This window comes from Actinomadura geliboluensis, from assembly GCF_043197915.1.
GTDB lineage: Bacteria > Actinomycetota > Actinomycetes > Streptosporangiales > Streptosporangiaceae > Spirillospora > Spirillospora geliboluensis.
This window is the reverse complement of sequence record NZ_JBICUA010000007.1, coordinates 460,156-481,682: the sequence shown is the minus strand read 5'-3', so window position 1 is coordinate 481,682 and position 21,527 is coordinate 460,156. Positions and strand designations below refer to the sequence as shown.

At 71.3% G+C, this 21,527-nt stretch carries 23 protein-coding genes; 11 read left to right on the top strand and 12 right to left on the bottom strand.

Annotated features, from left to right (window positions below):
* Positions 1-70 precede the first annotated feature (70 nt).
* The 3 genes from ACGFI1_RS24635 to ACGFI1_RS24625 form a co-directional block, all read right to left on the bottom strand.
* A complete protein-coding gene (locus tag ACGFI1_RS24635; RefSeq protein WP_392788209.1) occupies positions 71-694 on the bottom strand; it encodes a DsbA family oxidoreductase in 624 nt (207 codons plus the stop codon).
* A gap of 107 nt (positions 695-801) precedes the next feature.
* On the bottom strand, positions 802-1,170 hold the full coding sequence (locus ACGFI1_RS24630; protein ID WP_387076879.1) for an antibiotic biosynthesis monooxygenase: 369 nt from the start codon (positions 1,168-1,170) through the stop codon (positions 802-804).
* A gap of 54 nt (positions 1,171-1,224) precedes the next feature.
* Positions 1,225-1,407: a hypothetical protein gene (locus ACGFI1_RS24625; protein WP_392788204.1), complete on the bottom strand. Its 183-nt coding sequence runs from the start codon at positions 1,405-1,407 to the stop codon at positions 1,225-1,227.
* 370 nt (positions 1,408-1,777) lie between these two features.
* On the opposite strand from ACGFI1_RS24625, the gene ACGFI1_RS24620 reads away from it, so the two are divergent.
* Positions 1,778-2,905 carry an acyltransferase family protein gene (locus tag ACGFI1_RS24620; RefSeq protein WP_392788201.1) on the top strand — a complete coding sequence of 376 codons (1,128 nt, stop codon included), beginning with the start codon at positions 1,778-1,780 and terminating at the stop codon, positions 2,903-2,905.
* Between the two features lie 202 nt (positions 2,906-3,107).
* Here the strand turns inward: ACGFI1_RS24620 and ACGFI1_RS24615 are convergent, their stop codons facing one another.
* Genes ACGFI1_RS24615 through ACGFI1_RS24605 form a run of 3 tightly spaced genes read right to left on the bottom strand, consistent with a single transcriptional unit; the run spans position 3,108 to position 6,015 of the window.
* A complete protein-coding gene (locus tag ACGFI1_RS24615) occupies positions 3,108-4,046 on the bottom strand; it encodes an alpha/beta fold hydrolase (RefSeq protein WP_392788199.1) in 939 nt (312 codons plus the stop codon).
* A complete protein-coding gene (locus ACGFI1_RS24610; protein WP_386873032.1) occupies positions 4,043-4,672 on the bottom strand; it encodes a TetR/AcrR family transcriptional regulator in 630 nt (209 codons plus the stop codon). The genes ACGFI1_RS24615 and ACGFI1_RS24610 overlap by 4 nt, the downstream gene beginning before the upstream one ends.
* Complete coding sequence (locus tag ACGFI1_RS24605) at positions 4,669-6,015, bottom strand: flavin-containing monooxygenase (protein WP_392788196.1); 1,347 nt, start codon at positions 6,013-6,015, stop codon at positions 4,669-4,671. Before ACGFI1_RS24605 ends, ACGFI1_RS24610 begins: the two co-directional genes overlap by 4 nt.
* A 107-nt stretch (positions 6,016-6,122) precedes the next feature.
* On the opposite strand from ACGFI1_RS24605, the gene ACGFI1_RS24600 reads away from it, so the two are divergent.
* The 7 genes from ACGFI1_RS24600 to ACGFI1_RS24570 all read left to right on the top strand — a co-directional run bounded on the left by ACGFI1_RS24600 (position 6,123) and on the right by ACGFI1_RS24570 (position 13,509).
* Positions 6,123-6,860 carry an SDR family oxidoreductase gene (locus ACGFI1_RS24600; protein ID WP_386873036.1) on the top strand — a complete coding sequence of 246 codons (738 nt, stop codon included), beginning with the start codon at positions 6,123-6,125 and terminating at the stop codon, positions 6,858-6,860.
* A complete protein-coding gene (locus ACGFI1_RS24595) occupies positions 6,857-7,804 on the top strand; it encodes an SDR family NAD(P)-dependent oxidoreductase (protein WP_392788194.1) in 948 nt (315 codons plus the stop codon). The genes ACGFI1_RS24600 and ACGFI1_RS24595 overlap by 4 nt, the downstream gene beginning before the upstream one ends.
* Before the next feature lie 307 nt (positions 7,805-8,111).
* Positions 8,112-9,017, top strand: coding sequence for a phytoene/squalene synthase family protein (locus ACGFI1_RS24590; protein WP_386873038.1), 906 nt, complete (start codon positions 8,112-8,114; stop codon positions 9,015-9,017).
* 1 nt (position 9,018) lies between these two features.
* Positions 9,019-10,002 (top strand): phosphate acyltransferase, encoded by a 984-nt coding sequence (locus ACGFI1_RS24585; RefSeq protein ID WP_392788191.1) that lies wholly within the window; start codon positions 9,019-9,021, stop codon positions 10,000-10,002.
* Between the two features lie 44 nt (positions 10,003-10,046).
* Positions 10,047-10,889 carry a carotenoid biosynthesis protein gene (locus tag ACGFI1_RS24580; protein WP_392788188.1) on the top strand — a complete coding sequence of 281 codons (843 nt, stop codon included), beginning with the start codon at positions 10,047-10,049 and terminating at the stop codon, positions 10,887-10,889.
* Positions 10,847-12,346, top strand: a complete 1,500-nt coding sequence (locus tag ACGFI1_RS24575; protein ID WP_392788184.1) for a phytoene desaturase family protein — start codon at positions 10,847-10,849, stop codon at positions 12,344-12,346. Before ACGFI1_RS24580 ends, ACGFI1_RS24575 begins: the two co-directional genes overlap by 43 nt.
* On the top strand, positions 12,343-13,509 hold the full coding sequence (locus ACGFI1_RS24570) for a glycosyltransferase (protein WP_392788182.1): 1,167 nt from the start codon (positions 12,343-12,345) through the stop codon (positions 13,507-13,509). The genes ACGFI1_RS24575 and ACGFI1_RS24570 overlap by 4 nt, the downstream gene beginning before the upstream one ends.
* Here ACGFI1_RS24570 and ACGFI1_RS24565 read toward each other — a convergent pair.
* Positions 13,415-14,101: a glycerol-3-phosphate acyltransferase gene (locus ACGFI1_RS24565; RefSeq protein WP_392788179.1), complete on the bottom strand. Its 687-nt coding sequence runs from the start codon at positions 14,099-14,101 to the stop codon at positions 13,415-13,417. The two genes, ACGFI1_RS24570 and ACGFI1_RS24565, sit on opposite strands and share 95 nt — an antisense overlap.
* Positions 14,102-14,141: 40 nt before the next feature.
* Between ACGFI1_RS24565 and ACGFI1_RS24560 the strand changes: the two genes are divergently transcribed.
* Complete coding sequence (locus ACGFI1_RS24560; protein ID WP_392788177.1) at positions 14,142-14,807, top strand: spheroidene monooxygenase; 666 nt, start codon at positions 14,142-14,144, stop codon at positions 14,805-14,807.
* Between the two features lie 50 nt (positions 14,808-14,857).
* Here ACGFI1_RS24560 and ACGFI1_RS24555 read toward each other — a convergent pair whose 3' ends face one another.
* Positions 14,858-16,327, bottom strand: a complete 1,470-nt coding sequence (locus tag ACGFI1_RS24555; protein WP_392788174.1) for a phytoene desaturase family protein — start codon at positions 16,325-16,327, stop codon at positions 14,858-14,860.
* A gap of 306 nt (positions 16,328-16,633) precedes the next feature.
* On the opposite strand from ACGFI1_RS24555, the gene ACGFI1_RS24550 reads away from it, so the two are divergent.
* Positions 16,634-16,870, top strand: coding sequence for a hypervirulence associated TUDOR domain-containing protein (locus tag ACGFI1_RS24550; protein WP_386873050.1), 237 nt, complete (start codon positions 16,634-16,636; stop codon positions 16,868-16,870).
* Positions 16,871-17,239: 369 nt separating this feature from the next.
* Here ACGFI1_RS24550 and ACGFI1_RS24545 read toward each other — a convergent pair whose 3' ends face one another.
* The 4 genes from ACGFI1_RS24545 to ACGFI1_RS24530 form a co-directional block, all read right to left on the bottom strand.
* Positions 17,240-17,746: an NUDIX hydrolase gene (locus tag ACGFI1_RS24545; protein ID WP_392788171.1), complete on the bottom strand. Its 507-nt coding sequence runs from the start codon at positions 17,744-17,746 to the stop codon at positions 17,240-17,242.
* A gap of 226 nt (positions 17,747-17,972) precedes the next feature.
* Positions 17,973-18,479 (bottom strand): DinB family protein, encoded by a 507-nt coding sequence (locus tag ACGFI1_RS24540; protein ID WP_392743517.1) that lies wholly within the window; start codon positions 18,477-18,479, stop codon positions 17,973-17,975.
* 398 nt (positions 18,480-18,877) lie between these two features.
* Positions 18,878-19,507: a class I SAM-dependent methyltransferase gene (locus tag ACGFI1_RS24535; protein WP_387076841.1), complete on the bottom strand. Its 630-nt coding sequence runs from the start codon at positions 19,505-19,507 to the stop codon at positions 18,878-18,880.
* A 418-nt stretch (positions 19,508-19,925) separates the two neighbouring features.
* Positions 19,926-20,453 (bottom strand): hypothetical protein, encoded by a 528-nt coding sequence (locus ACGFI1_RS24530; RefSeq protein WP_392743606.1) that lies wholly within the window; start codon positions 20,451-20,453, stop codon positions 19,926-19,928.
* A 494-nt stretch (positions 20,454-20,947) separates the two neighbouring features.
* Here ACGFI1_RS24530 and ACGFI1_RS24525 point away from each other — a divergent pair, with 494 nt between their 5' ends.
* Positions 20,948-21,343 (top strand): VOC family protein, encoded by a 396-nt coding sequence (locus tag ACGFI1_RS24525; protein WP_392788168.1) that lies wholly within the window; start codon positions 20,948-20,950, stop codon positions 21,341-21,343.
* The last annotated feature ends 184 nt before the right edge of the window (positions 21,344-21,527 follow it).

Below are 21,527 nucleotides of genomic sequence, written 5' to 3'. Positions count from 1 at the left end.
TGAGCGCGGAATCGTCGTCAGTCGTCAGTGGATGCGACGAGATGTCGTGAACGGTGGCGACAGGTCCTCGTCAGTCGGTGAGGCCGCGCTCCAGAAGTCGGCGCAGCTCGGTGGCGGGCTGGACCCCTGGGACCGGTGGCCTGCCGCCGATCACCAGTGAAGGGACGCTGGTGACACCGTGCTCGGCCGCGCGACGCCGGTCGGCTCGCACCTGTTCTGCGTAGTCGTCACCGGCGAGAACGGAGCGCACCAGGGCGGCGTCCAGACCGACCTCCTCGCCCAAGCGCTGAAGGACCTGAGGGTCGGCCACGTTCAGTCCTTCGGAGTGATAGGCGCTGAGCAGGCGCTCCATCATCTGGTCGGCCCAGCCTCGGCCGGCGGCCAGACGGCAGAGTCGGTGGGCGTCGAAGGTGTTCACCGGCCGGGCCAGATGCAGGTTGAGCTCCAGCCCCTCGGCAGCGCCCAGAGCCTGGATCCGGGCTATCCGATCCGGCGCCTGAGCGCCCCACCATCCGGCCATGGCCTCGGCGGCCGTGGGGCCGGGGTCCCGGCCCTCCTCGGGGGCCAGTTCGTAGCTGCGCCAGGCGATCTCCACGCTGGAGCGGTCGGCGATGCTCTCCAGTGCTGCGGTCAAGCGTCTCTTGCCGATATAGCACCACGGGCACAGCACATCGGCATAAATTTCGACTTTCATGGATCCTTCGATCTGATCGGCGGCTTGGGGGTGAGGCTGTGCCCCCTGTCCCAACCGCGCCCTGCTTGGTCCGGCGAGGGCGCGCCAACTGATGAACTCCGCTCCGCTCAGGAGTCCAGGCGCTGTGGTCCTGGCCCGATCTCTCGGACGACCGTGTAGGTGGGAATACCGCTCATGCGCGCTTCTGCCTTGCCGGACAGGGCCTTTAGGGCCTTGCTGATGGCGGCCATCCGGCCTTCGGTGTCGGAGGTATCCACGAAGTTGCGGTAGTCGCTCTCACTGGCCCAGTGCACGATGTTGTATACACGCGTCCCGTCGGTGCTCACGTGGAAGCGGGCCGACCTGTAGCCGGGATAGAAGCGCACCCACCGCTCCTGAATCTCGGCGAAGGCCGCCACGAGTTCCCTTTGCGTGTCGAACCCATCGACGGTGTAGTCGATGATCGAGTAAAAGCCGGTATCCGTGCCCACGAACATCCTCCCGATGGTCAAGCGGCAAGGGCAGTGCCCCTGGCTGACGATTGTTGAACCTCAACTGCAGTTGAGGTCAACTCGTGCGTCTTCAGTGACCGCGATCGATGCCGAACAGCGCACCACCTCCTGATGAGTACGAGCGGAGTCGGTCGCCTTGGCGATCTCCAGCGCGGACAGCGCGGACGCGGCGGCGTTGTCGGGGTCCTCGTCGGCGGTGTACGCCGCGTCGACGTCCTGCATGCCAGAGTCGCCTGCCGTCTGGGCCACGGCGTGCCATACCGCCGTGAGCGGCCCGTGAAGCACCAGCGAGCTCCGCGAACTGACCGCTGCTTCACTTCGGGTACCCTGCGCGATCAGGCTGCCGTCGAGATTTCGATACGTCGGCAAGGACGGCAGACCGTGGACGGCGCCATGAGCATGACGTCCTGCGAAAGCGCAAATCCGAACCCCCGCAAGCAGAGTGATCGCATCCGCACCCTATCCGCACGACTTTAGGGAGCGCGTGAACACGCGTATCCCGCACCCCCCAGGCCGGGGCGGCGGGCGAAGCCATTCCCCCGGAATCGCCCTGGCCGTTCACGCCAACCAGGACGAAAGAGGCTGACTGTTCGTGGAAGCTGGTGAGACCGTCGAGAACCGCAAGGTTCGAGATCCGTTCTTTGACAACGCCAGATTTCTAGCAGTCGTCCTGGTCGTCGTCGGGCATACCGTTACCCTGTTCCCGCCCACGGAGGCGACGAAGCCCGCGGTGCTGCTGCTGCAGACCTTTCGGATGCCGCTGCTGATCGTCATCATGGGCCATCTGGCGCGCAACTTCACCTTCAGCGACGACAAGGTGTACGGCCTGGTCACCCATCTCGCCCTTCCGTACCTGACTTTTGAGACGCTCTACTCCGTCTTCGCGTGGTACACCGGCCAGGCCGCTTTCAGCCTGCAGTTCCTGTTGCCGACCTACCTGATGTGGTTCTTGATGTCCGTCATCATTTGGCGGCTGACCGTGCCATTCTGGCGCAAGGTGCGGTGGCCTTTGCCGATCGCCGTGACGCTCAGTGTCATCTCCTATACCCACGCGATGCCCCATGAACTCACACTGCGTCGCCTGTTCGCCCTGCTCCCCTTCTTCGTCCTGGGCGTCCAGTTGCGGCGCGAGCATCTCAAAATGCTGAAGAAACCTGGAATGCCCGCCGTCGGTGCGCTCGTCCTCGCGGGTGGCGCCATCTTCTACTACACCGGCGGTCGCTACGTCCCCGAGTACTGGACCTACTGGGACAGGGGCTACGCATGGCTGAACGTCGGTCTCTTCCCAGGAGTCCTCATCCACTTGGGCGTGCTGCTCCTCGCCGTCATTCTGGCCGCTGCCGTGCTGACGGTCGTCCCCGCCCGGCACACCTGGTTCACCGTCTTCGGCAGAAGGACCATGTACGCCTACCTGCTGCACGGGTTCGCCACCATGGCCCTTGTTCACGCCGGGGTGACCGGCAACGTCTTCGCACAGACACTCCCCGGCGTCCTGATCAGCGCGGTCGCGGCCAGCGTGGTGGCCACGCTGCTGTGCACCTCACCGGTCGTCAGGGCCACCAGTTGGCTGATCGAACCAAAGGCCCGATGGCTCTTCCGCCCCAGCGCCCTCGCCGCGGAAGACACCGCGAAAGCCGGCCCCGGAAACCGGGGGACCGATGTCGGAGCCTGCCGTACTGGAATACCGAGCAGACCGAAAGAGAACGTAAGAACATCATAGTTGCTAATCTCGATCTGAACTGGTCACCTCACCTCGGTGAGGCCGGTCAGAGGCTCCGCGGAATGCCGGACCAAAACCGCTTGTGCTGTATAACGCAAGCCGACATCGAGACTGCTTTACTATCGCGTACCGGGCAGACGAGAACGTCTTCAGGCAGGGCGCGTTCCGCTCGGCATGCCGGAGGGGGAGTGCCTGGACGGTGTCAGACGCCGGACGGCTCCGACGCGGTCGCGGTGGGTGGGGCGGCGGCGGAGGGGACGGCCAGGCAGCGGTTCAGGAACGCCACGACATGGCGGGTGGCGGCCTCGTGGAAGGGCTTGCCGGCGAAGAGGTCGAAGTGGTCGCCGGGGTAGTGCCGCACCTCCGCGCGGCCGGCGAAGGCCGCCTTCGCCGCGGCGTACGGCGGCGCGCTCCTGTCGAAGTCGCAGATCTGCACCAGCCACGGGACCCGCAGCGACTTCGCGTCCTTGGCGGGCGTCCGGCCGCCCAGCTCCATCACGACGTCGGCGGCGATCTCGTTGCGCCAGGTCGGGCCCGCGAGCGCGAGGTAGTCCTCGTAGGCGCCGGGCAGGGTCAGCGCGCCGAGCTCCCCGGGACGGGCCACGACCGGGATCATCGTCGGCGCGCGGCCGGCCTTGCGTCGTACGGCCGAAGCGATGCCGCGGCCGGTGGAGGTGAGCAACTGGGCCGGGCGGTGGTGCTTCGCGGCGAGCCGGGCGGCGGCGAGCCCGTCGACGAGCGGCACCGCGGAGACGACCGCCGCGACGTCGGCACGCGCGGCGGCGACGGAGACGACGTGGCCGCCCGCGAGGGAGATGCCCCAGAGCACGACCCGTTCGGCGTCGACGCCCGGAAGGCGCTTCGCGGCCTCGACGGCGGCGTGCCAGTCGGCGACCTGGCCGGCGACGGACACGCACTGGCGCGGACCGCCGTGGCCGGCGTCGCTCGCGCCGAAGCCGCGGTAGTCGAAGGTGACGGCGTGGAAGCCCGCCGCCGCGAACGCCTCGGCGAACGGCTGGAGGCCGGAGTCCTGGGTGCCGGCGAGACCGTGGCCGAGCACGACGACGGGCGCGCCGTCCGCACCGGCGTGATGCGTGGCGGCGCAGCGCACACCGGCCGAGGTGAAGTCGAAGGTGGTCATGCGATGCCTCCGTAGATGCTGGTCATCCAGACGTGCGCGAGCGCGTCGACGTGCTGCTCGCGCGGCGGCTCACCGCTGAGCGCATGGCGTTCGAGGGCGTGGTCGTTCAGGTCGAGGAGTACGGCGGCCAGGCCCGCCGCGTCCGGGCCGTCGGTCGCGTGCCCGGCGGCCCGCTCCCGCTCGATCATCTCCGCGACCATGCCCGCGAATTCGGCGCGGCCCGCGTCCCAGCCCTCCCGGACCTGCGGGTTCGCGGCCCTCGCCGCGAGCAGGGCGCGGTAGGTGTGCGGCGAGGCGTCGACGGAGTCGAAGAGCGAGTCGAGGACCTGCCGGATCCGCTCGCCGGGATCGCCCTCCGCCTTGACCAGCAGGTCGGTCGCGTCCGACGCGGCGTCGTACAGGTCGGCCATCAGGGCGAGCACCGCGGTGGCCTTGCTCTCGAAGTAGAAGTAGAACGCCGAGCGGGTGACGCCGGCCCGCCGCGAGATCTCCGCGACGTTGACCTGGTCGAGGGTCTTCTCGCGCAGCAGGTCGTCGAGGGCCTGGAGCAGGGCCGAGCGGCGCTGGTCGCCGCGGTTGACGCTGCGGCGGTCGACCAGCCGCGCCCAGGCGCGCTCCTCGCTCACCGGCGCCCCCGCACGGGACGCCGCGCCTGCCGCCCAGCTCGCTCCATGCCCGCGGGGATCTCGCGGGTGCGCAGGTCGTGCTCGTAGAGGAAGTAGTCGAGCTGCTGGGTGTGCCGGGGCCGCTGCACCATGTGGGCGGTGTACTTCTGCTGGTCCTCGTCGATCACCCGCTCCATCTCGGCGACCGGCGGCGGCGCGTAGCGGCCGACGAGCCAGGCCGCGACCAGCCGGGTCTGGCACTCGACGAACGGGAACAGTGTCGGCGTCGCCTGGGCGAACCCGATGAACGCGACGTCGTCCATGCCCGGCTTGAAGATGCGCTTGTAGAGGCGGATGTGGTTCTCGGGCGCGCTGAGGAAGTCGGGGTCGAAGAACGGGAAGGTGATGTTGTAGCCGGTCGCGTGGATGACGACGTCGAAGTCCTCGGCGGTGCCGTCGGCGAAGTGCACGGTGGGACCGTCCCAGCGCTCGATGTCGCCCTTGGCCCGCAGGTCGCCGGAGCCGAGCCGCAGCGGCAGCTCGACCGACTGCGTCGGGTGCGCCTCGAAGAACTGGTGGTTGGGCTCGGGCAGGCCGTAGTCGGTCGGGCGGCCGGCGGTCAGCGGCTGCATCACCTGCATGAACTTGCGCTGCCACGCGAACGGGATGTACGGGGAGGTCTTGTAGAACTTGTCGGCCGGCGTTCCGGCGAAGTACTTCGGCACGATCCACGCACTGGACCGCGTCGAGAGGACGACCTCGTTGTCGAGTGTCCTGCTGGAGAGCTCGACCGCGATGTCGGCGGCGCTGTTGCCCAGCCCGATGATCAGGATCCGCTTGCCCGTCAGGTCGTACGGCGTCCGCGGGTCGATGTAGGCGTGCGAGTGCATCGTCAGGCCGGTGAACTCTCCCGGCTTGTCGGCGAAGCGCGGGTCCCAGTGGTGGCCGTTGGCCACCAGGAGCACGTCGAAGCGGCGTACGCCGGTGCGCTCGGTCTCCAGCAGCCAGCCGCCGGCGGGGAGCCGCTCGGCGTGCACGACGCCGTTCTCGAACTCGATCCGGCGCCGGATGTCGAACGCGTCGGCGTAGCCGTCGAGGTAGTCCTTGATCTGGGTGTGGTGCGGGAAGTCGGGATACTCCTCGGGCATCGGGAAGTCCTTGAAGGACAGCTGGTGCTTCGAGGTGTCGATGTGCAGCGAGCGGTAGGCGCTGCTGTGCCCGTTGGGGTTGCCGAAGGCCCAGTTGCCGCCGACGCGGTCCGAGGACTCGAACGTGGCGTACTCCAGCCCGTAGTCCTCCAGCATCTTGCTCATCGTCAGCCCGCTGATGCCGGCACCGATCACGGCGACCGTCGGACCACTCATCGGCTGCTCCCCGGCATCTGCTTGACAATCTGGCGTGGCGCCCGTCACGTTAAGACTGCGAATTGACATGTGTCAACAAATACCGACGGGCGTCAGGACGGTGGCGGATGAGTGAGCAGCGCACGGTCGTGGTGGTCGGGGGCGGGTCCGGCCTCGGAGCGGCGACGGCCGCGCTGCTGCGGTCGCGGGGCGACGTCGTGGTGGTCGCCGACCTCCCCGGCACGGCCGCCGACGTCGAGGTCGACGTGACCGACGAGGGAGGAGTGGAGGCGCTCTTCGAGGGAGTCGTCGCCGAGCACGGGCGCTTCCACGGCGCGGTCAACTGCGCCGGCACGAGCACGCTCTCGCGAGTCGTCGACCACGACGCCGCGGAGTGGCGCCGGATCGTCGACGTCTGCCTCACCGGCGCGTTCCTCGTGCTCAAGCACGCCGGACTCCGGGTCGCCGACGGCGGCGCACTGGTGTCGCTGACCTCCCTCAACGCCCGCCAGCCCGGCACCGGCCTGGCCGCCTACTGCGCCGCGAAGGCCGGCCTCGTGGCGCTCACGGAGGTCGCCGCGCTCGAGCTCGCGCCGCGCCGCGTGCGCGTCAACGCGGTGGCGCCCGGACTGGTCGTCACGCCGCTGACGGCGCCGGCGATGGACATCCCCGGGGTCACGGACGAGTACGTCGCCAACACGCCGCTCGGCCGACCGGGAAGCCCGGAGGAGATCGCCGCATCCGTGCGCTACCTGCTGTCGGACGACGCGGCGTGGGTCACCGGCGAGACCCTGGACATCAACGGCGGTGCCCACCTGATGCGCTACCCGGATCTCGCCGGGCTCGTGGAGAAGGCGTTCGCATGAGCCTCGCGAGCAGATCCGCGATCGTCACGGGCGGCGGCTCGGGCATCGGAGCCTCGCTCACCGCGGCACTCGTCGGTGCGGGCGCCGACGTGGTGTGCACGGACCTCGACCTGGGCGCCGCGGAGAAGACCGTCGCCGGCCTCGCCGGACCGGGATCGGCGCGTGCGGCGGCCGTCGACGTGACGCAGGCGGCCCAGGTGCGGCAGGTCGTCGACGAGGTCGTGGAGGCGCACGGACGGATCGACCTGATGTTCAACAACGCGGGGATCACCTACTTCGGCGACACGGAGGACCTGACGCTGGACCAGTGGAACTCGATCATCGACGTCAACATCCGTGGCGTCGTGCATGGGGTGCACGCGGCGTATCCGCGGATGGTCCGCCAGCGCGGCGGGCACATCGTCAACACGGCCTCGATGGGCGGTCTCATGGCCGCGGGCCTGATGACGTCGTACGTCGCCACCAAGCACGCCGTCGTCGGGCTGTCCCTCGCGCTGCGGACCGAGGCCGCCGCGCACGGCGTCGGCGTCACCGTCGTCTGCCCTGCGGCCGTGGACACCCCGATCCTCGACAAGGGCGAGATCGGCCCCTACCGCGGTCGCGACTTCTACCTCGACGGGCAGGGGATCAAGCGCCCGCTCGACGCGGACGTGCTCGCCCGGCGGGTCCTGGCCGCCGTCGAGGCGAACGAGGCGATGGTCGTGGAGCCGCGCCGCGCGCGGCTCGCGTGGCGCGTCGGCCGGCTCTCGCCGACGTTCGTCACCAGGACGACCACGCGGTTCATCGCCAGACAGCGCCCAGGCGCGGAAGGGATCGGCATGACGGCGGCGCTGCCCGAGATCGGGTGCCACGGGCCGGCGGGATGGCAGGCGCGGTCGCAGCCGCGACGGAGCGGATCGGCATCGCTCCACACCGCCATTCCCTACGCGCCGACGGCGCGTTAGTTCACTCAACCCCGTCGAGGGCGTCTGGTCTGACCTGAGACGGTCCCTGCCCAACCTCACCGACCACACACCATCGACCAGCTCATGCGGCTGATCGAGACGGGCCGCCGTCAGCGCGCGCTCGGCGGGCAAAGATCCGTTGAACACTCGCTTGTGCGCCACGCCGCCGGGTAGGACGCGGCCGACGGGAAGGGGAGAGGTCGCCGTAACGCGTCACCTGGTGGTCGTCCGGAGGTTCTCAGCCGATCGACGGTCGTGCGCCGATGGACGGACCGAACCGGCGACGAGGGAGAACAGAGGCCAGTCGATGACGCTGACCGCGAGCTACGAGTACTGCCGCCGCCTCAACGCCCGCCACGGGCGCTCCTTCTACCTCGCCACTCTGCTGCTGCCCGCGTGGAAGCGCAGGCACGTGCACGCTCTCTACGGTTTCGCCCGCCACGTCGACGACATCGTCGACGAGTGCGGGACCACCGCATCGGCCGGCCGGGTCGCGGCGCTCGACGCGGTGAGCGCCAGGCTGGACGGCTGCCTGGCCGGTGAGCCGGTCCGGGATCCGGTCCTGCCCGCCTTCGCGCACACCGTGCGCTCGTTCGCCGTCGAGCGGGCCGATATAGACGCGTTCCTGCGGTCGATGCGCACCGACCTGACCGTCACCCGGTACGGCACCTATCAGGACCTGCTGACGTACATGGAGGGCTCGGCGGCCGCCATCGGCCTGATGATGCTTCCCGTCCTGGAGACGGTGCCGGGCGCCGAGCGGGCCGCCCGGGAGCCCGCCCGCGAACTTGGGCGGGCCTTCCAGCTGACGAACTTCCTCCGGGACGTCGCCGAGGACCTGGCCCGCGGCCGGATCTACCTGCCGAAGGAGGACCTCGCCGAGTTCGGGGTCACCGAGGCGGACCTCGTGGCCGCTTCGAGCGGCCGTGCCCTGCGCGACCTGGTGGCCTTCGAGGCGGTCCGCGCTCGCGCCCACTACCGCCGTGCCCTCGACGGTGTGGAGTTGCTCGTGCCGTCGTCCCGCCCGTGCATCCGGGCGGCGTGCGAGCTGTACGGCGGCATCCTGCGGCAGATCGCCGAGGCGGGCCATGACGTGCTGGCGGCGCGTGCGCGGGTACCGCGCCGCCGGCGAGCGATGATCTTCGCACGGCACCTGCTGGCCGCGTCCGCCGCCGGCCGCGCCGAGCGCCGCGTACCGTCCGGAGCGGCCTGACATGGCCGGGGAACGAGCGGGCGGGGCGCCCCCCGTGGTGCTGGACGCGATGGGCGGCGACCACGGGCCCGCCGAGACGGTGCCCGGAGCACTGTCGGCGTGCCGCGAGCACGGAGTGCCGGTGACCCTCGTGGGCCGGGCCGAAGAGCTGCACCGCGAACTCCGGCGGCACGGCGGCCTGGGCGAGGTCGGCGTGGTGCACGCGGACGGCGTCGTGCCCATGGCCGAGCGCGGTGCGGGAGCGGTCGCCCAGCGAACGTCCAGCCTGATGGCCGGATGCGAGCTGGCGCGTCGAACGGGCGGCCCGTTCGTCTCGGCCGGATCAAGCGGTGCGGTGGTGACGTGCGCGGTCCGCGCGTTCGGCAGAGGGGAGGGCGTGGTGCGTCCGGCGCTGGCGGTGGCGTTGCCGACGCTCACCGGTTCGACAGTGCTGATCGACGCCGGGGGGACCACCGACCCGACGCCGGAGATGTTGGCGCGGTTCGCGCTGCTGGGCGCGTCGTACGCGCGAGCCGTCCTCGGTGTGGCCGACCCGTCGGCCGGGTTGCTGTCCATCGGCACCGAGCCGGGCAAGGGCAACCGGCTCGTCCGCGAGGCCGCCGGCCTGCTGGCGGAGCTGCCCGTCCGGTTCCACGGCAACGTCGAGGGCCACGACGTGCTCGCCGGGTTCGTCGACGTCGTCGTGACGGACGGTTTCACCGGCAACGTCGTGCTGAAGAACATCGAGGGCTGCGTCCGCACCACCTTCGAACTGGTCGCACGCGCCGGCATCGCGCCGCCGGAGCGGCTGGCCGAGGTCGCGCGGCTGTACACCGCCGACACTCACGGCGGCGCGGCGCTGCTCGGGCTGAACGGGACGGTCGTCGTCGCGCACGGCTCTTCGCGCGCCGCCGCGATCGCGCGGGCGTGCGTGGTGGCGTCCGACCTCGCCGCCGGAGCGCCGCCGGTGAGCGGCCGCGGCGTGAGGACGGCGAGGTCGTCATGAGCGCGCCGACCGTCGGGCGAGTCCCGACGGAGAAGTGGGGATCCATGCGTGGTGTTCCGGCCGCGAGGCCCGTGCGGGGCGGACGAGGCTCGACCGGTCCGGTGATCGCGGGCGTCGGCTGCCTGGCGGGGATGGTCGCGGCACAGGTGGCGTCGGGGCTGAGCGTGGACCCCGTGCGGCTGACCGGTCCGGTGGTCGGCCTGATGGCCGCGGGAGCCGCGTGCTTCGTGGCGTCGCAGCGGGGGCCTCGGCGTGCCGCCGGGGCCGCGGGCGCGGCGGCGGCGATCGGTTACGCGGCGGAGTGGGCCGGTGTGCGAACGGGCGTCCCGTTCGGGAGGTACACCTATACGCCGGTACTGCGTCCGCAGGTGGGCGGTGTCCCGGTGGCGGTCGCGGTGGCGTGGGCGGGCATGGGCGCGGCGTCGCACGCGGTCGCGGCCACGCTCGTCCCGGCTGAGCGGACGTGCACGCGCATCGCGGTGGGAGCCGCCGCGCTGACGGCCTGGGATCTGTTCCTGGATCCGCAGATGCTGCGCCAGGACCTGTGGAGATGGGCGGACGGCGGGGCGTACCGGGGCGTGCCGGTCAGCAACTACGCCGGGTGGCTCGCCGTGTCGGCGCTGCTGATGGGCGTGCTGGAGCCCATCGCGGGGTGGGAGCGCGACGCCCCCGGATGGCTGGTGGCGCTGTACGGGGTGATGGCGGGCATGGAGACCTTGGGGTTCGCGGCGGTGTTCGATCCGCCCGACCGGCTCGTCGCGCTCGCCGGCGGGTCGGCGATGGGGATGTTCGCGGTTCCGGCCGCGGTGGCGGCGTTCCGGCGCCGGCCGGTGCGGAGCCCGCGGTGCGCGGGAAGGGCGGCCTGGAGGCGCGGATGGCGGAGGTGATCGTGGTCGGCGGCGGGGTCGGCGGGATGGTCGCCGCCCTGCTGCTGGCGCGCGGCGGCCATCAGGTCCGGCTGCACGAGAAGCTGGGGCGGCTGGGCGGCAAGCTCGCCGAGCGCCGGCGGGACGGCTTCACGTTCTCGCTCGGCCCGTCGCTGCTCACCCTGCCGGGCCTGTTCAGGGAACTGGGCGTCGACCGCGAGTTCGTCCGGCTGGACGAACTCTGCCGGTACCGCTTCGCCGATGGCGCATGCCTGCGCGCCTTCCGCGACCCCGCCCGGATGGCCGACGAGGTGGACCGGCTCGCCACCGGTCAGGGCGCCGCCTGGCGAGCCTTCCACGGCTGGGCCAAGGGCTGCCTTGCGGCGTCCGAGCGCACGTTCTTCGCCGGCCCAGTGGGACGTCCCCCGGACGGGGCCCGGCTCGGAGACCTGCTGGCGGTCGCCCCTGGAAGAACACTGCACGGCCTGGCGCGGCGCTTCTTCACCGACCGGAGGTTGCAGCAGTACGTCGGGCGCTACGCCACCTACGCCGGGTCTAACCCGTACCGGGCCCCGGCCGCGCTGGGCTGCGTCCCGGCGATCGAGCACGGGGACGGCGGATGGTACGTGCCGGGCGGCCTCGCCCGGCTCGCCGGCGATCTGGCGGAGCTGCTGGCAGCGGCAGGGGCGGACGTCCGCACCGGCAGTGAGGTCACCCGGATCCTGGCGGACGGCGAGTCGGTCAAGGGCGTGGTCCTGGCGTCCGGTGAGCGGGGGGAGGCGGACGCGGTCGTGGTCAACGCCGACGCCGCCGCGCTGTACGGCCGGCTGCTCCCCGACCGGGGGAGGATGCGCCGAATGGCCCGGCTGGGGCCGTCCTCGTCGGCGCTTCTGATCCTGGCTGCCGTCGAGGGACGGACTGACGGGCTGCCGCACCATTCGGTGTTGTTCTCGGCCGACTACCGCCGCGAGTTCGACGACATCTTCCGCCGCCGCGAGCCGCCGCGGGACCCGACCGTCTACATCGGCTGCTCGGCGGTGGACGACCCGTCCCAGGCGCCGCCCGGGGCGGAGAACCAGGTGATGCTGGTCAACGTCCCGGCCGGTGATCCCGGGCGATGGCCGATGGCGCCGGAGTCCTACGGGGAGCTGGTGCTGGAGCGGCTGGCGCGGCGCGGGCACGACCTGGCGGGGCGGCTGCGGTTCGTGGAGTTCTTCACCCCCGCGGATCTGCGCGACCGGTACGGCGCGCCGGGCGGTGCGATCTACGGCACCGCGTACGGGGGCCGGACCGCGCCGCTGCGCAGGCCGGGCAACCGCGGGCCCCGGCGCGGCCTGTACCTGGTGGGCGGGTCGACGCACCCGGGCGGCGGGCTGCCGATGGTCGCGATGGGAGGCCGCATCGTCGCGTCCCTGCTGGAGCGTGACTTCGCCGCCCCCGGCGCGGCGGGGGCCGGTCGTGCGGGAGTCCGGCGGTGAGGGCGCTGACCGCCGTCCAGTCGGTGGCGGCGCTGGTGGTGGCGGCCCGGCTGGCGCGGGGCCGGCGCCGCCCGCCGCCGCTGACCCCCTCCGGCGGCGTCCCGGCGGAACCGATCTCGGTGGTGATCCCCGCCCGGGACGAGGAGGAGCGGATCGGGGGGTGCCTCGCGCCGCTGCTGGCGGATCCGGCGGTTCGGGAAGTCATCGTGGTGGACGACGGGTCCACTGATGGCACCGCTCGGCGGGCCGCCCGGGCGGGCGCGACCGTCGTCCGGGGCGCTCCGCCGCCGGCCGGGTGGGTGGGCAAGCAGTGGGCGCTGCACCAGGGTGTGCAGGCGGCGGCGGGGCCCGTGGTGGTGCTGCTGGACGCCGACACTCGTCCCAAGGCCGGGTTGTGCGCGAGGCTCGCCGAGCTGCTGGACACCTGGGATCTGGTCAGTGCCGGTCCCCGGTTCATCACCGGCGGCGCCGTCGAGCAGGCGCTGCACGCCGCGTTGCTGAGCACGCTGGTGTACCGGTTCGGTCCGCTCGGCCCGGAGGCGAAGTCGCCGCACCGCCTCCTGGTCAACGGCCAGTGCATGGCCTTCCGCAAGGCGCCGATGGTGAGGGCGGACGCGTTCGCCCGCGTCCGCCGGCACCTCACCGACGATGCCGCGCTGGGCCGGTCGCTCGCCCGGGACGGCTGGAGCGTCGCGTTCGTCGATGCGGGTGCGCTCCTGGAGGTCGACATGCACGGCTCCGCCGCCGGCGTGTGGCGGGAGTGGGGGCGCTCGATCGCGTTGCGGGACGTCACCGCGCCCGTCCGCCTCGCCGGTGACCTGGCGGTGGTGTGGCTGACGGCGGCGCTGCCGGTCCTGCGGCTGGCCGGGGGACGTCCGACACGGCTCGACCTGGCTCTGCTCGGGCAGCGGCTCCTGCTGACCGCCGCCCTTCGCGGCAGCTACCGGGAACCGGGCATCGGCCTGGCGCTCTCACCGCTGCTGGACCCGGTCGCCGCGCTGCGGCTGGCGCTGTCCGCAGCGCGCCCCCGGCGCGCCTGGCGCGGGCGGACCTACGGACGCGACGCGGTCAGTCCCGCCGGGCCCGCCGCCCGCCCCGGCGACCCGGGCCCCGCCGGGCCGCGCGGCCTGCGAGCGCGGCCTGGCCGAAGCGCAGTCCGATGAGGGACATCAGCGCCCCGGTGCCGGCCACCTGCTTCGCCGGAGCGAACAGCAGTTGCAGCGCGGGGAGCGAGAACACCGCGACGCGGGCACCGAGGGCGAACGAGCGCCCGCCGACGCCCGTGGCGGCGAGCAGCCCGAGACCGAGCCCGAAGGCGGGCGGGCAGATGACCGCGAAACCGCCGGCGAAGGTCAGGACGCAGCGCCCGCCCTTCCGCCCGGCGAACAGCGGCCAGGCGTGGCCCGCCATCGCGGCGCCCACCGCCGCGTACACCGGCAGGACCCCGGGCCCGGTGACGGTCCCGAGGCGGCCCGCCCGGCCTCCGCCGGCCGCGCGCCCCAGCAGGCCGGCCGCCGTGCCCTTCAGCAGGTCGCCGACGAACACGGGCGCGGCCGACTGCCCGCCCACACGTTGCATCACGTTCCAGAAGCCGGGGTTGCGGTCGCCGACCGAGCGCGGGTCGAACCCGTGCGCGCGCCCGACGAGGACCGCGACCGGCACCGAGCCGAGCAGGTAGCCGCCGATGACGGGCACGAGCAGAGATCTCAGAGTGGGGGGCGTCCCGTGCGGGGACGCCTCGGGAAGCGGTGTCATCGCCTCGTTTCACCTCATCAGGTACGCGGGTGTGGACGCCATGAGGCACATCGCGTTCGACCGGCCGGAACTGCGCGCCGCACGCGGCCTGCGGTTCTGGCGGTTGCTGGGCACCGGCCGAGGCCGGTCCATGAGTCTGGGGGCCGATCTGCGCCGCTGGGCCCTGTTCGCGGTCTGGGACGGCGCGCCGGCACTGGACGGATTCCTGGAGCGCTCGGCGATCGCCGCGCGCTGGCGCGCGGAGGCCGAGGAGACGTGGCACGTGCGCTTGGCGCCCCTGGCCTCGCGCGGCCGCTGGGGCGGCCGCGACCCGTTCGGGGCGCCGGCGGTCCGACCGCGGGGCGCCGCCCCGCGCGGGCCCGGCCCGGTCGCCGTCCTGACCAGGGCCTCGATCCGTCCGGCCCGGCTGGTGGCGTTCTACCGGTCGATCGCCGACGTGGACCGGGCGCTGCGGCGCGCGGACGGCTGCTTCGCCTCGATCGGGGTGGGGGAGTGGCCGCTGGCGCGTCAGGCGACGTTCTCGCTGTGGGAGGACGAGGCGGCCATCGCCCGCTTCGCCTACGGGGAAGGCGCGCACCGTCACGTCATCGCGCGAGTCCGCGCCGAGGACTGGTACGGCGAAGAACTGTTCGCACGCTTCGCGCCCTACGGCAGCCAGGGCACCTGGGACGGACGCGACCCGCTGCGCGACCGGGGCCGCTGTTGAGTCCGTCGTCCGGCTGCTCTCCCGTGCGGGACGTCCCGGGCGCGGCTCCGTCACCGGCAGCCCTCCAGTATCCGCGCGGCGGCCAGCCTTCCGGAGATCAGGGCAGGTGGAATGCCCACCCCTGGAGCGGTGTACATCCCGGCGAAATGCAGGCCGGGAACGCGGCGGCTGCGGCCCGAGGGCCGCAGCCACGCCGTCTGCCGGAAGCGGTGGTCCAGGGCGAACGGAGTGCCGGCCGAGTGGCCGAGGCGTGCCCAGGCCGGTGGATCGAAGGTGACCCTCGGTGCCGCGGACAGGTCGCCGTAGCCCAGATCGGCGAGGCGGCTCAGCATCCGCCGCTCCAGCCTCGGCGTGAGATGCTCCCAATCCGCTCCGGAGGCCAGGTTGGGAGCGGGCTCCAGCACGCTCAGCGTCGCATGCCCGTCAGGTGCTGCGGTGGCGTCGCCGCTGGGGCAGGTGACCAGCAGGCTCGGGTCGGCCTGCGGACGTCCGGACGCCAGCGCGGTGAACGTCGCCTCCCACTCCCGGCCGAAATGCAGCGTGTGGTGGGCCCGACCCGGCGGCCGGTGGTCGAGACCGAAGTGCATGACCAGGCAGGACGGTGAGTAGCGCGGCCGCCGCAGCCGCCAGTCGCCCGCCGCCTCCGGGAGCAGGCCGGTATGGGCGCGCACGAGATCGCAGGCGATCACGGCGTGGCCGGTGGTGATGCGCTCCCCGGTGTCGAGGCGGACCGCCGACACCCCGGACGGACCGGTCTCGACGCGCTCCGCGCGTGCACCGAACCTGAGATGGGCGCCGGCCTTCCCCGCCGCACAGGCCAGGGCTTCCGGGATGGCGCGCATACCGCCTTCGACCGGGAAGTAGACGCCGCCGACGGTGTCCATATGGGAAACGGCGGAGTAGATGGCCAGTGCCTTGTCCGGGGCCAACCCGACGTACAGCGCCTGGAAGGTGTGCGCCCTGACGAGCCGCTCGTCGGTCAGCTGCGCGGACACGAACCTGTCCATGCGGCGGAATCCCCCTGCCGCCGCCAGCTTCAGCAGCGCGGCGGGACGGGCCATGGCGCGCAGCCGGGTCATGTCCGCGTCGATGAACGACGACCACTCCGCGTCGAACATCGCGCCGAGCCGCCGCCGGAACCGCACGTATCGAGCGGCCTCATGCGGTCCGCACAGGGCCCGTACGTTGTCGGCCATCTCCTGCTCACCGGCCACTACGTCCAGGTGCGAGCCGTCGTGGAAGGTCATCCGGTAGAACGGGTCCAGACGGCGGAGCGGCAGCGAGTCCTCGATGTCCTCACCGGCGGCGCCGAGCGTGTCGGCGAGGACGTCCGGCATGGTCAGCACGGAAGGGCCGGTGTCGAACCGGTAGGGCCCGAGGCTCGCCGAGCCGCAGCAGCCGCCCGGCCCGTCCCGGGCCTCGACCACCACCACCTCACGTCCCCGTGCCGCCAGATGGATCGCCGCGGACAGGCCGGACAGGCCCGCGCCCACCACGACGACCGGGCCGGTCACCGCCATCAACGCGACCGCGGCGAGCCGCCGCGCTCTGGCCGAGCGGCGCTCGAGAACGGTTCGCGGCGCACAGTCTCCTCCATTGCCGTCCGTAGGTTCCGTCGACCTCGACGATCTCCACCCGTCCGGCCCAGGGGTGATCACGTAGCCGCCGCGTCGAACGGGCGATGCACCACCTCGCCCCTCGGTCGGACGCTGCCTACCCGACCTCCGGCGCGTACAAGCGCACGGTGACCGAATTTTGCCGTGGCCTGGGGCGACGCATCGCCGCGATCGGGACTGCTCGTCAAGAGGGCGGGTACGGCCAGCCGCATGAACAGGAAGCGTGACGACGATCCCGACGTCGGTGACGAGGTCACGTGGCGCAGCCACGGCTCCACGGCGGAGGGACGGGTGGAGAAGAAGATCACCGACCGCCGGGAGGAGGCCGGCCGCACCGTGGCGGCTTCGCCCGAGGAGCCGCAGTACGCCGTGCGCAGCGAGAAGAGCGGCAAGAAGGCCGTGCACAAGGGCTCGGCGCTGCGCAACAAGCGAAAGGGATCGAAATGAGCGCGCGGCGACCAAGAGGAACGGGTGTCGATCGTGGGAGATCGCCCGGACTTGATCTTCCTTGAGGTGCTGCTCTCGGGCGCGCTCAAGTTGCCTTCCTGACCTGCGCTGATGCCGGAAGCGCCCGGGCCGGTGCAGTATCGGTCGTGTTCACACCCAAGAGGCCACTGGTGCGAACCCGGTATCGCCCACCCCGTTTCAGCAGGTCAGGCTAGGTCTCGGAGATCATTCCGGGACTTTTTCCGATCTTCAGGCTCTTCCGGGAGCCGAACGGGGAGCCACCGCTCCCAGACCTACACCGACCGGCTCCGGTCGAAGACCGTGTTCATGGCCCCGGCTCCCTGCGTGATGCGTTCGAGACCGGCCGGCTCAGCTGATGTCCGGCTGCGGTGATCTGAGGCGCCGGGCGAGGCGGCCTAGGTGGGCGTCGATCGGGTTGAGGCGGCCGGGGAGCGGGCTGGTCCCGTCCCACCAGCGGATCGCGCCGATCTCGTCGTTGGGCGTGAAGTGGTCGTCGTCGCCGGGTGCGGCCGCGCCGGTGTAGAGCGCGGCGTATTCGGTGCGCTGCTCGGGGCCGAGCCTGAAGCGGGCCCATCCGGCGAAGGCCAGGGCTTCGAGGAGGATGCCGCTCTCCTCATGCAGTTCCCGGACGGCCGCCCGGCGCGGCGTCTCGCCCGGGTCGATCATCCCGCCGGGCAGTTCCCAGCACTGCCGGTGGCGGTTGAACACCAGCAGCAGCCGCTCGTCGTGCCACAGCACTACGAACGCGGCCGTGAGCGGGGCGTCGGCGGGGCGGGCTTGTTCAGCGGTCCGGGCGAATGCGGTCAACGTGTCGCCGTTGTCGTCGCGAGCCAGTTCCTCGTCCATACCGGGCATCGCGCTCAGCTTCTCACCAAGACCCAGCCTCCCGCCATAAAGCGGCCCGCATTTTGACCGCCAAACCCCAACGCACCCAGTAGATCCCCTGGGTGAACCGCGCCGGGGCAGATGGAGCCCGATTTCCTGGAGAGGATCGAATCATGGCACGTCCGTCCCCTAGCCTCTTGAGCTTCATGAGCGTGCGGTGCGCATGGTCCCCCAGCGGCGCTGACAATTCGGAACACTAGTCGCCGGTCGTGCCGTCGAGCATCTCGCGCATGATGTCCAGATGGCCGTTGTGGCGGGCCGTCTCCTCGGTGAGGTGGAGGAGGATCCAGCGCAAGTCGACGTAGAGGCCGTTGCGGACGGCTCGTCGTGCGCGCTCGTCCAGGCTGGTCCCGGCGACCAGTTCGCGGTGGCGGGCGCTCTGCCGGGCGTATTCGTCGAGCAACTGCGTGAGCGGGAAGTCCACGGCGATGCGCATCTCGCGGTCGGGGTCCTCGTCGGTCCAGGGACCCTGGTCTTCCTCGCCGAGGAAGACCACCTGGAACCAGTAGTACTCGACCCAGCGGAGGTGGTTGATCACCCCGCTCATGGTCATCAGCGGTGAGCCCGGAAGGAGCGACTTACGCGCGTTCTCCGCGGAGACGCCCTCGCATTTGGCGCGTGCGGTGTCACGTGCGTAGTCGAGAAACGTGGTGAGCTGGGTGCGCTCGTCCCACGCGGACGGTGTGTCATCGATTCTGGCCATCACGCGAAGCATCCCCGATCACCGCGTCTGGTGTCGAAGGGTTTACCGACGTCCTCAACCCGTTCACCCAACTCCTCACGCCACGGATCGAGACAGCGATTCAGGTGGCGGGGCGACCCGACACAATCCGCCGGAGAGCGAGAGATGGGGCATGCCTGGGGGCGGGGCGCGACCGACGAGCGAACACCGAGCGGACACGGAGGCAAACTCGGATGAGCCGGATGGCCTCAACTGTCCATGCGAATCACCGGCGGCCACCTGGAGGATTTCCGCGACGCCGTCGCCCGAGCCGTGGATTTCGTGCAACGGCATGGCCCGCAGCGATGGTGCAGACCTACGGCCATGCCACCGGCATACGCCCACACCAGCGGGCCCGTCCACTCACCTGATCGCCATGGCTAAACAACCCTGGTGTAGCGGTCGGGTGTTTCCCAGGTCAGCGAGTATCGGCGGAGCACGTGACGGCGATAGCGCACGCCGGGCAGCAGCCGCCGCGCTGCGGCTCGCACCTGCCCGTAGCTCATCTGTGGGTCGGTGACCGGCATCCCCTCCGGGCCGTGCGCACGGCGCAGCACCTTGGTGATCCGTACGACCGGGGCGGCCGCGATCATCGCTGCCCATTCCGCCGGAGTCCTCTCACGGGCCAGGCCGACCACCACCAGCGTGCCACCGGGACGCAGCAACTCGCGCATGCGGGTCAGGGCCGCCTCAAAGTCCATGTGATGGATCGTGGACACCGAGCAGATGAAGTCGTAGCCCTCGACCGGGAGATCGACGGTGAGGAAGTCGCCCTCGATGAACGTGAGATCCGGGTCGCCAGCGGCGAGTTCGCGAGCGCGGGCGATCATCCTTGGCGAACTGTCGATGCCGGTGACGCGTTTTGCCCGCCCGGTCAGCTTGCGCGCGAGCAGACCGTCCCCACAACCAACGTCCAGCGCATCGCTGCACCCCTCTGGGACGGCACGCAGGATGCCGGGGTGACGCGCGACGTTGGTATTCCAGTACGGCTTCAGGGCGGCCTGGCTCATCGGATCATCGTAGGGGGCATGGCACCTGCGGCCATGTCCTGGCCTTCGCGGAGGTGGTGTATGAGTTTGACCTGGTCAGAGGGCGTGGCATCGTGACGCGAGACGGCGATCGTGTGATGCTTCCATGTTTGTCAAGCGGTGTGAGTGGCGGGTGGGGGCCGCTCTCGAGAGCGCGGTAGATCTTGCGGGCGAGGTAACGCTTGAGGCAGCGGATCGCTTCGCGGCGGGTCTTGCCTTCGTGAGTGCGGCGGGTCAGGTAGTCCTTGGTCTGCGGGTGCAGCGTTCCACAGTGGCGATTTCGGCGAGCGCACCCGCAGTCGTTGGTGTACCTATGAAATATCCGGTATACGCGTAGGCCGACAGTCAGGGGCCCGCCGCCTTATGGCCCGCCGTCCAGGCGACATCAGAGGACTTGTTATCAGTTCGCGGCTGAGAGGGCCGCGCTGATCGCGGCGCTCAGCAGCAGGCTTCCGCCCATGATGGGGCCGGCCGATCGGCTGGTCGGCGCGGTGGTGCGGTGCAGGTGCGGCGCCACCGATCCGAGGGCGATGAGTTGGACGACGCCGACGACCGCCACTCCGGCGTCTTCCAGCAGCAGCGCCAGTGGCAGGAAGTGCGCCGCGACGACGACCGCCACCCACCACGCCATCCACCGCGGTGCACGCCTGGCCAGACGCAGGCAGCCGGTGCCCGCCGCGACGACCTCGGTGGCGACCAGGGCACCGAACCAGGGGTACCGACCCTCCAGTGCGGTCTGCTCGTCCCAGTTCGCGGCCGTCAGCATCCCGAACACCACGGCGAGCCCAATGCCCAGCACCGCTCCAGCGCCCAGCCAGATCCGCCAGGGGCGAGGCGGGTTCTCCTGCGACCACCCGAACCACGCGAAGGCCATCAGGCCGAACCAGGCGGTCGTGAAGCACTGGTCCCGCAAGAAGTCGGTCAGCAACGGAACTCCATCAGTCGGCCGGGTAAATGATCATTTATACCGGCCGGCAGCGCGAGCTGGGACGTTAAGGTGCCCGTCCTGCGGCCGACGCTGCTGCGGGCAGGGGAGCGGTTGGCGCGGACGCGGCCGATCACGGCCCGGCGGCTGGAGGCGGCGATCGAGCCGACGGTGGGCCAGGTGGTGTCAGCCGTGCCCTTGAACGCGGTCGCCGGATGGCCCGATTATCCGGGCCGCGCGCCCAGGACACCGTCCGGCAAGGCGGCACAGCGTGCGTCAACATTCCCTATCTGCCGGATCAGCGCGTACGCCTGCAGCGCGTCACCAGGTCCGCCACGCCCAACGCGCAGCGGCAGAGTGCCGTCGACGCCGCGCGACCGGGGTGGGGCCCCTCAGGTGCGCGGCAGGCGGCGGGCAGCCCGTTCGGGCGGTAGCCGACGTCTTCCATCTCCCAAACGTCCAAGACTCCGCAGGCCATCCCGCCCCACCATGCACACATGGCATCAAAAATCGCCTTCTCTCCGCGTCTCATCGTGCCCGACCCAGACCGCGCTTCGGCGTTTTACCAGGACGCTCTCGGCGCCGAACAGCTCTTCCGCGCCCCGCTCGGTGACGACGGCCGGCCCACCATGATCGATCACCGCATCGGTGACTCGTCCTTCCAGCTCTCCCCGGCGGTGTCCGCATGGGGATGGCTTTCGCCGGAAGATCTCGGCGGCTCCGCAGTCCTGCTCGAGATCGAGGTCGACGATCCGGACGCGATCGGCGAACGCATGGTCGCCCACGGCGCCGAAGTGGTCGTGCCCATCGAGAACAGGCCCTACGGGAAGCGCTCAGGCCGCATCCGCGACCCCTTCGGCCATCTATGGATCATCACTGGCGCCCTCCGCTGAACCGCCCCAGCCCGCGCCGCCCGCCCCCGACGCCGGCCTAGCAGGTGGCCGGCGCGCAGCAGGTGCCCACGGCCTGGTCCGCGTCCCCCTAGCCAGTGGTGGGGGTGGTCACTCCCAAGGTCAGCGAGCCGCGGGAGCGCCGGGCGCTGACGGACTGGCCGTTCGGGGGACGGGACGCAACGCG

Coding starts and splice junctions, on each gene's coding strand:
- ACGFI1_RS24635 (WP_392788209.1), bottom strand. CDS start 694: ATGAAAGTCGAAATTTATGCCGATGTGCTGTGCCCGTGGTGCTATATC.
- ACGFI1_RS24630 (WP_387076879.1), bottom strand. CDS start 1,170: ATGTTCGTGGGCACGGATACCGGCTTTTACTCGATCATCGACTACACC.
- ACGFI1_RS24625 (WP_392788204.1), bottom strand. CDS start 1,407: ATGCAGGACGTCGACGCGGCGTACACCGCCGACGAGGACCCCGACAAC.
- ACGFI1_RS24615 (WP_392788199.1), bottom strand. CDS start 4,046: ATGACCACCTTCGACTTCACCTCGGCCGGTGTGCGCTGCGCCGCCACG.
- ACGFI1_RS24605 (WP_392788196.1), bottom strand. CDS start 6,015: ATGAGTGGTCCGACGGTCGCCGTGATCGGTGCCGGCATCAGCGGGCTG.
- ACGFI1_RS24600 (WP_386873036.1), top strand. CDS start 6,123: ATGAGTGAGCAGCGCACGGTCGTGGTGGTCGGGGGCGGGTCCGGCCTC.
- ACGFI1_RS24595 (WP_392788194.1), top strand. CDS start 6,857: ATGAGCCTCGCGAGCAGATCCGCGATCGTCACGGGCGGCGGCTCGGGC.
- ACGFI1_RS24590 (WP_386873038.1), top strand. CDS start 8,112: ATGACGCTGACCGCGAGCTACGAGTACTGCCGCCGCCTCAACGCCCGC.
- ACGFI1_RS24585 (WP_392788191.1), top strand. CDS start 9,019: ATGGCCGGGGAACGAGCGGGCGGGGCGCCCCCCGTGGTGCTGGACGCG.
- ACGFI1_RS24580 (WP_392788188.1), top strand. CDS start 10,047: ATGCGTGGTGTTCCGGCCGCGAGGCCCGTGCGGGGCGGACGAGGCTCG.
- ACGFI1_RS24565 (WP_392788179.1), bottom strand. CDS start 14,101: ATGACACCGCTTCCCGAGGCGTCCCCGCACGGGACGCCCCCCACTCTG.
- ACGFI1_RS24560 (WP_392788177.1), top strand. CDS start 14,142: ATGAGGCACATCGCGTTCGACCGGCCGGAACTGCGCGCCGCACGCGGC.
- ACGFI1_RS24555 (WP_392788174.1), bottom strand. CDS start 16,327: ATGGCGGTGACCGGCCCGGTCGTCGTGGTGGGCGCGGGCCTGTCCGGC.
- ACGFI1_RS24550 (WP_386873050.1), top strand. CDS start 16,634: ATGAACAGGAAGCGTGACGACGATCCCGACGTCGGTGACGAGGTCACG.
- ACGFI1_RS24545 (WP_392788171.1), bottom strand. CDS start 17,746: ATGCCCGGTATGGACGAGGAACTGGCTCGCGACGACAACGGCGACACG.
- ACGFI1_RS24540 (WP_392743517.1), bottom strand. CDS start 18,479: ATGGCCAGAATCGATGACACACCGTCCGCGTGGGACGAGCGCACCCAG.
- ACGFI1_RS24535 (WP_387076841.1), bottom strand. CDS start 19,507: ATGAGCCAGGCCGCCCTGAAGCCGTACTGGAATACCAACGTCGCGCGT.
- ACGFI1_RS24525 (WP_392788168.1), top strand. CDS start 20,948: ATGGCATCAAAAATCGCCTTCTCTCCGCGTCTCATCGTGCCCGACCCA.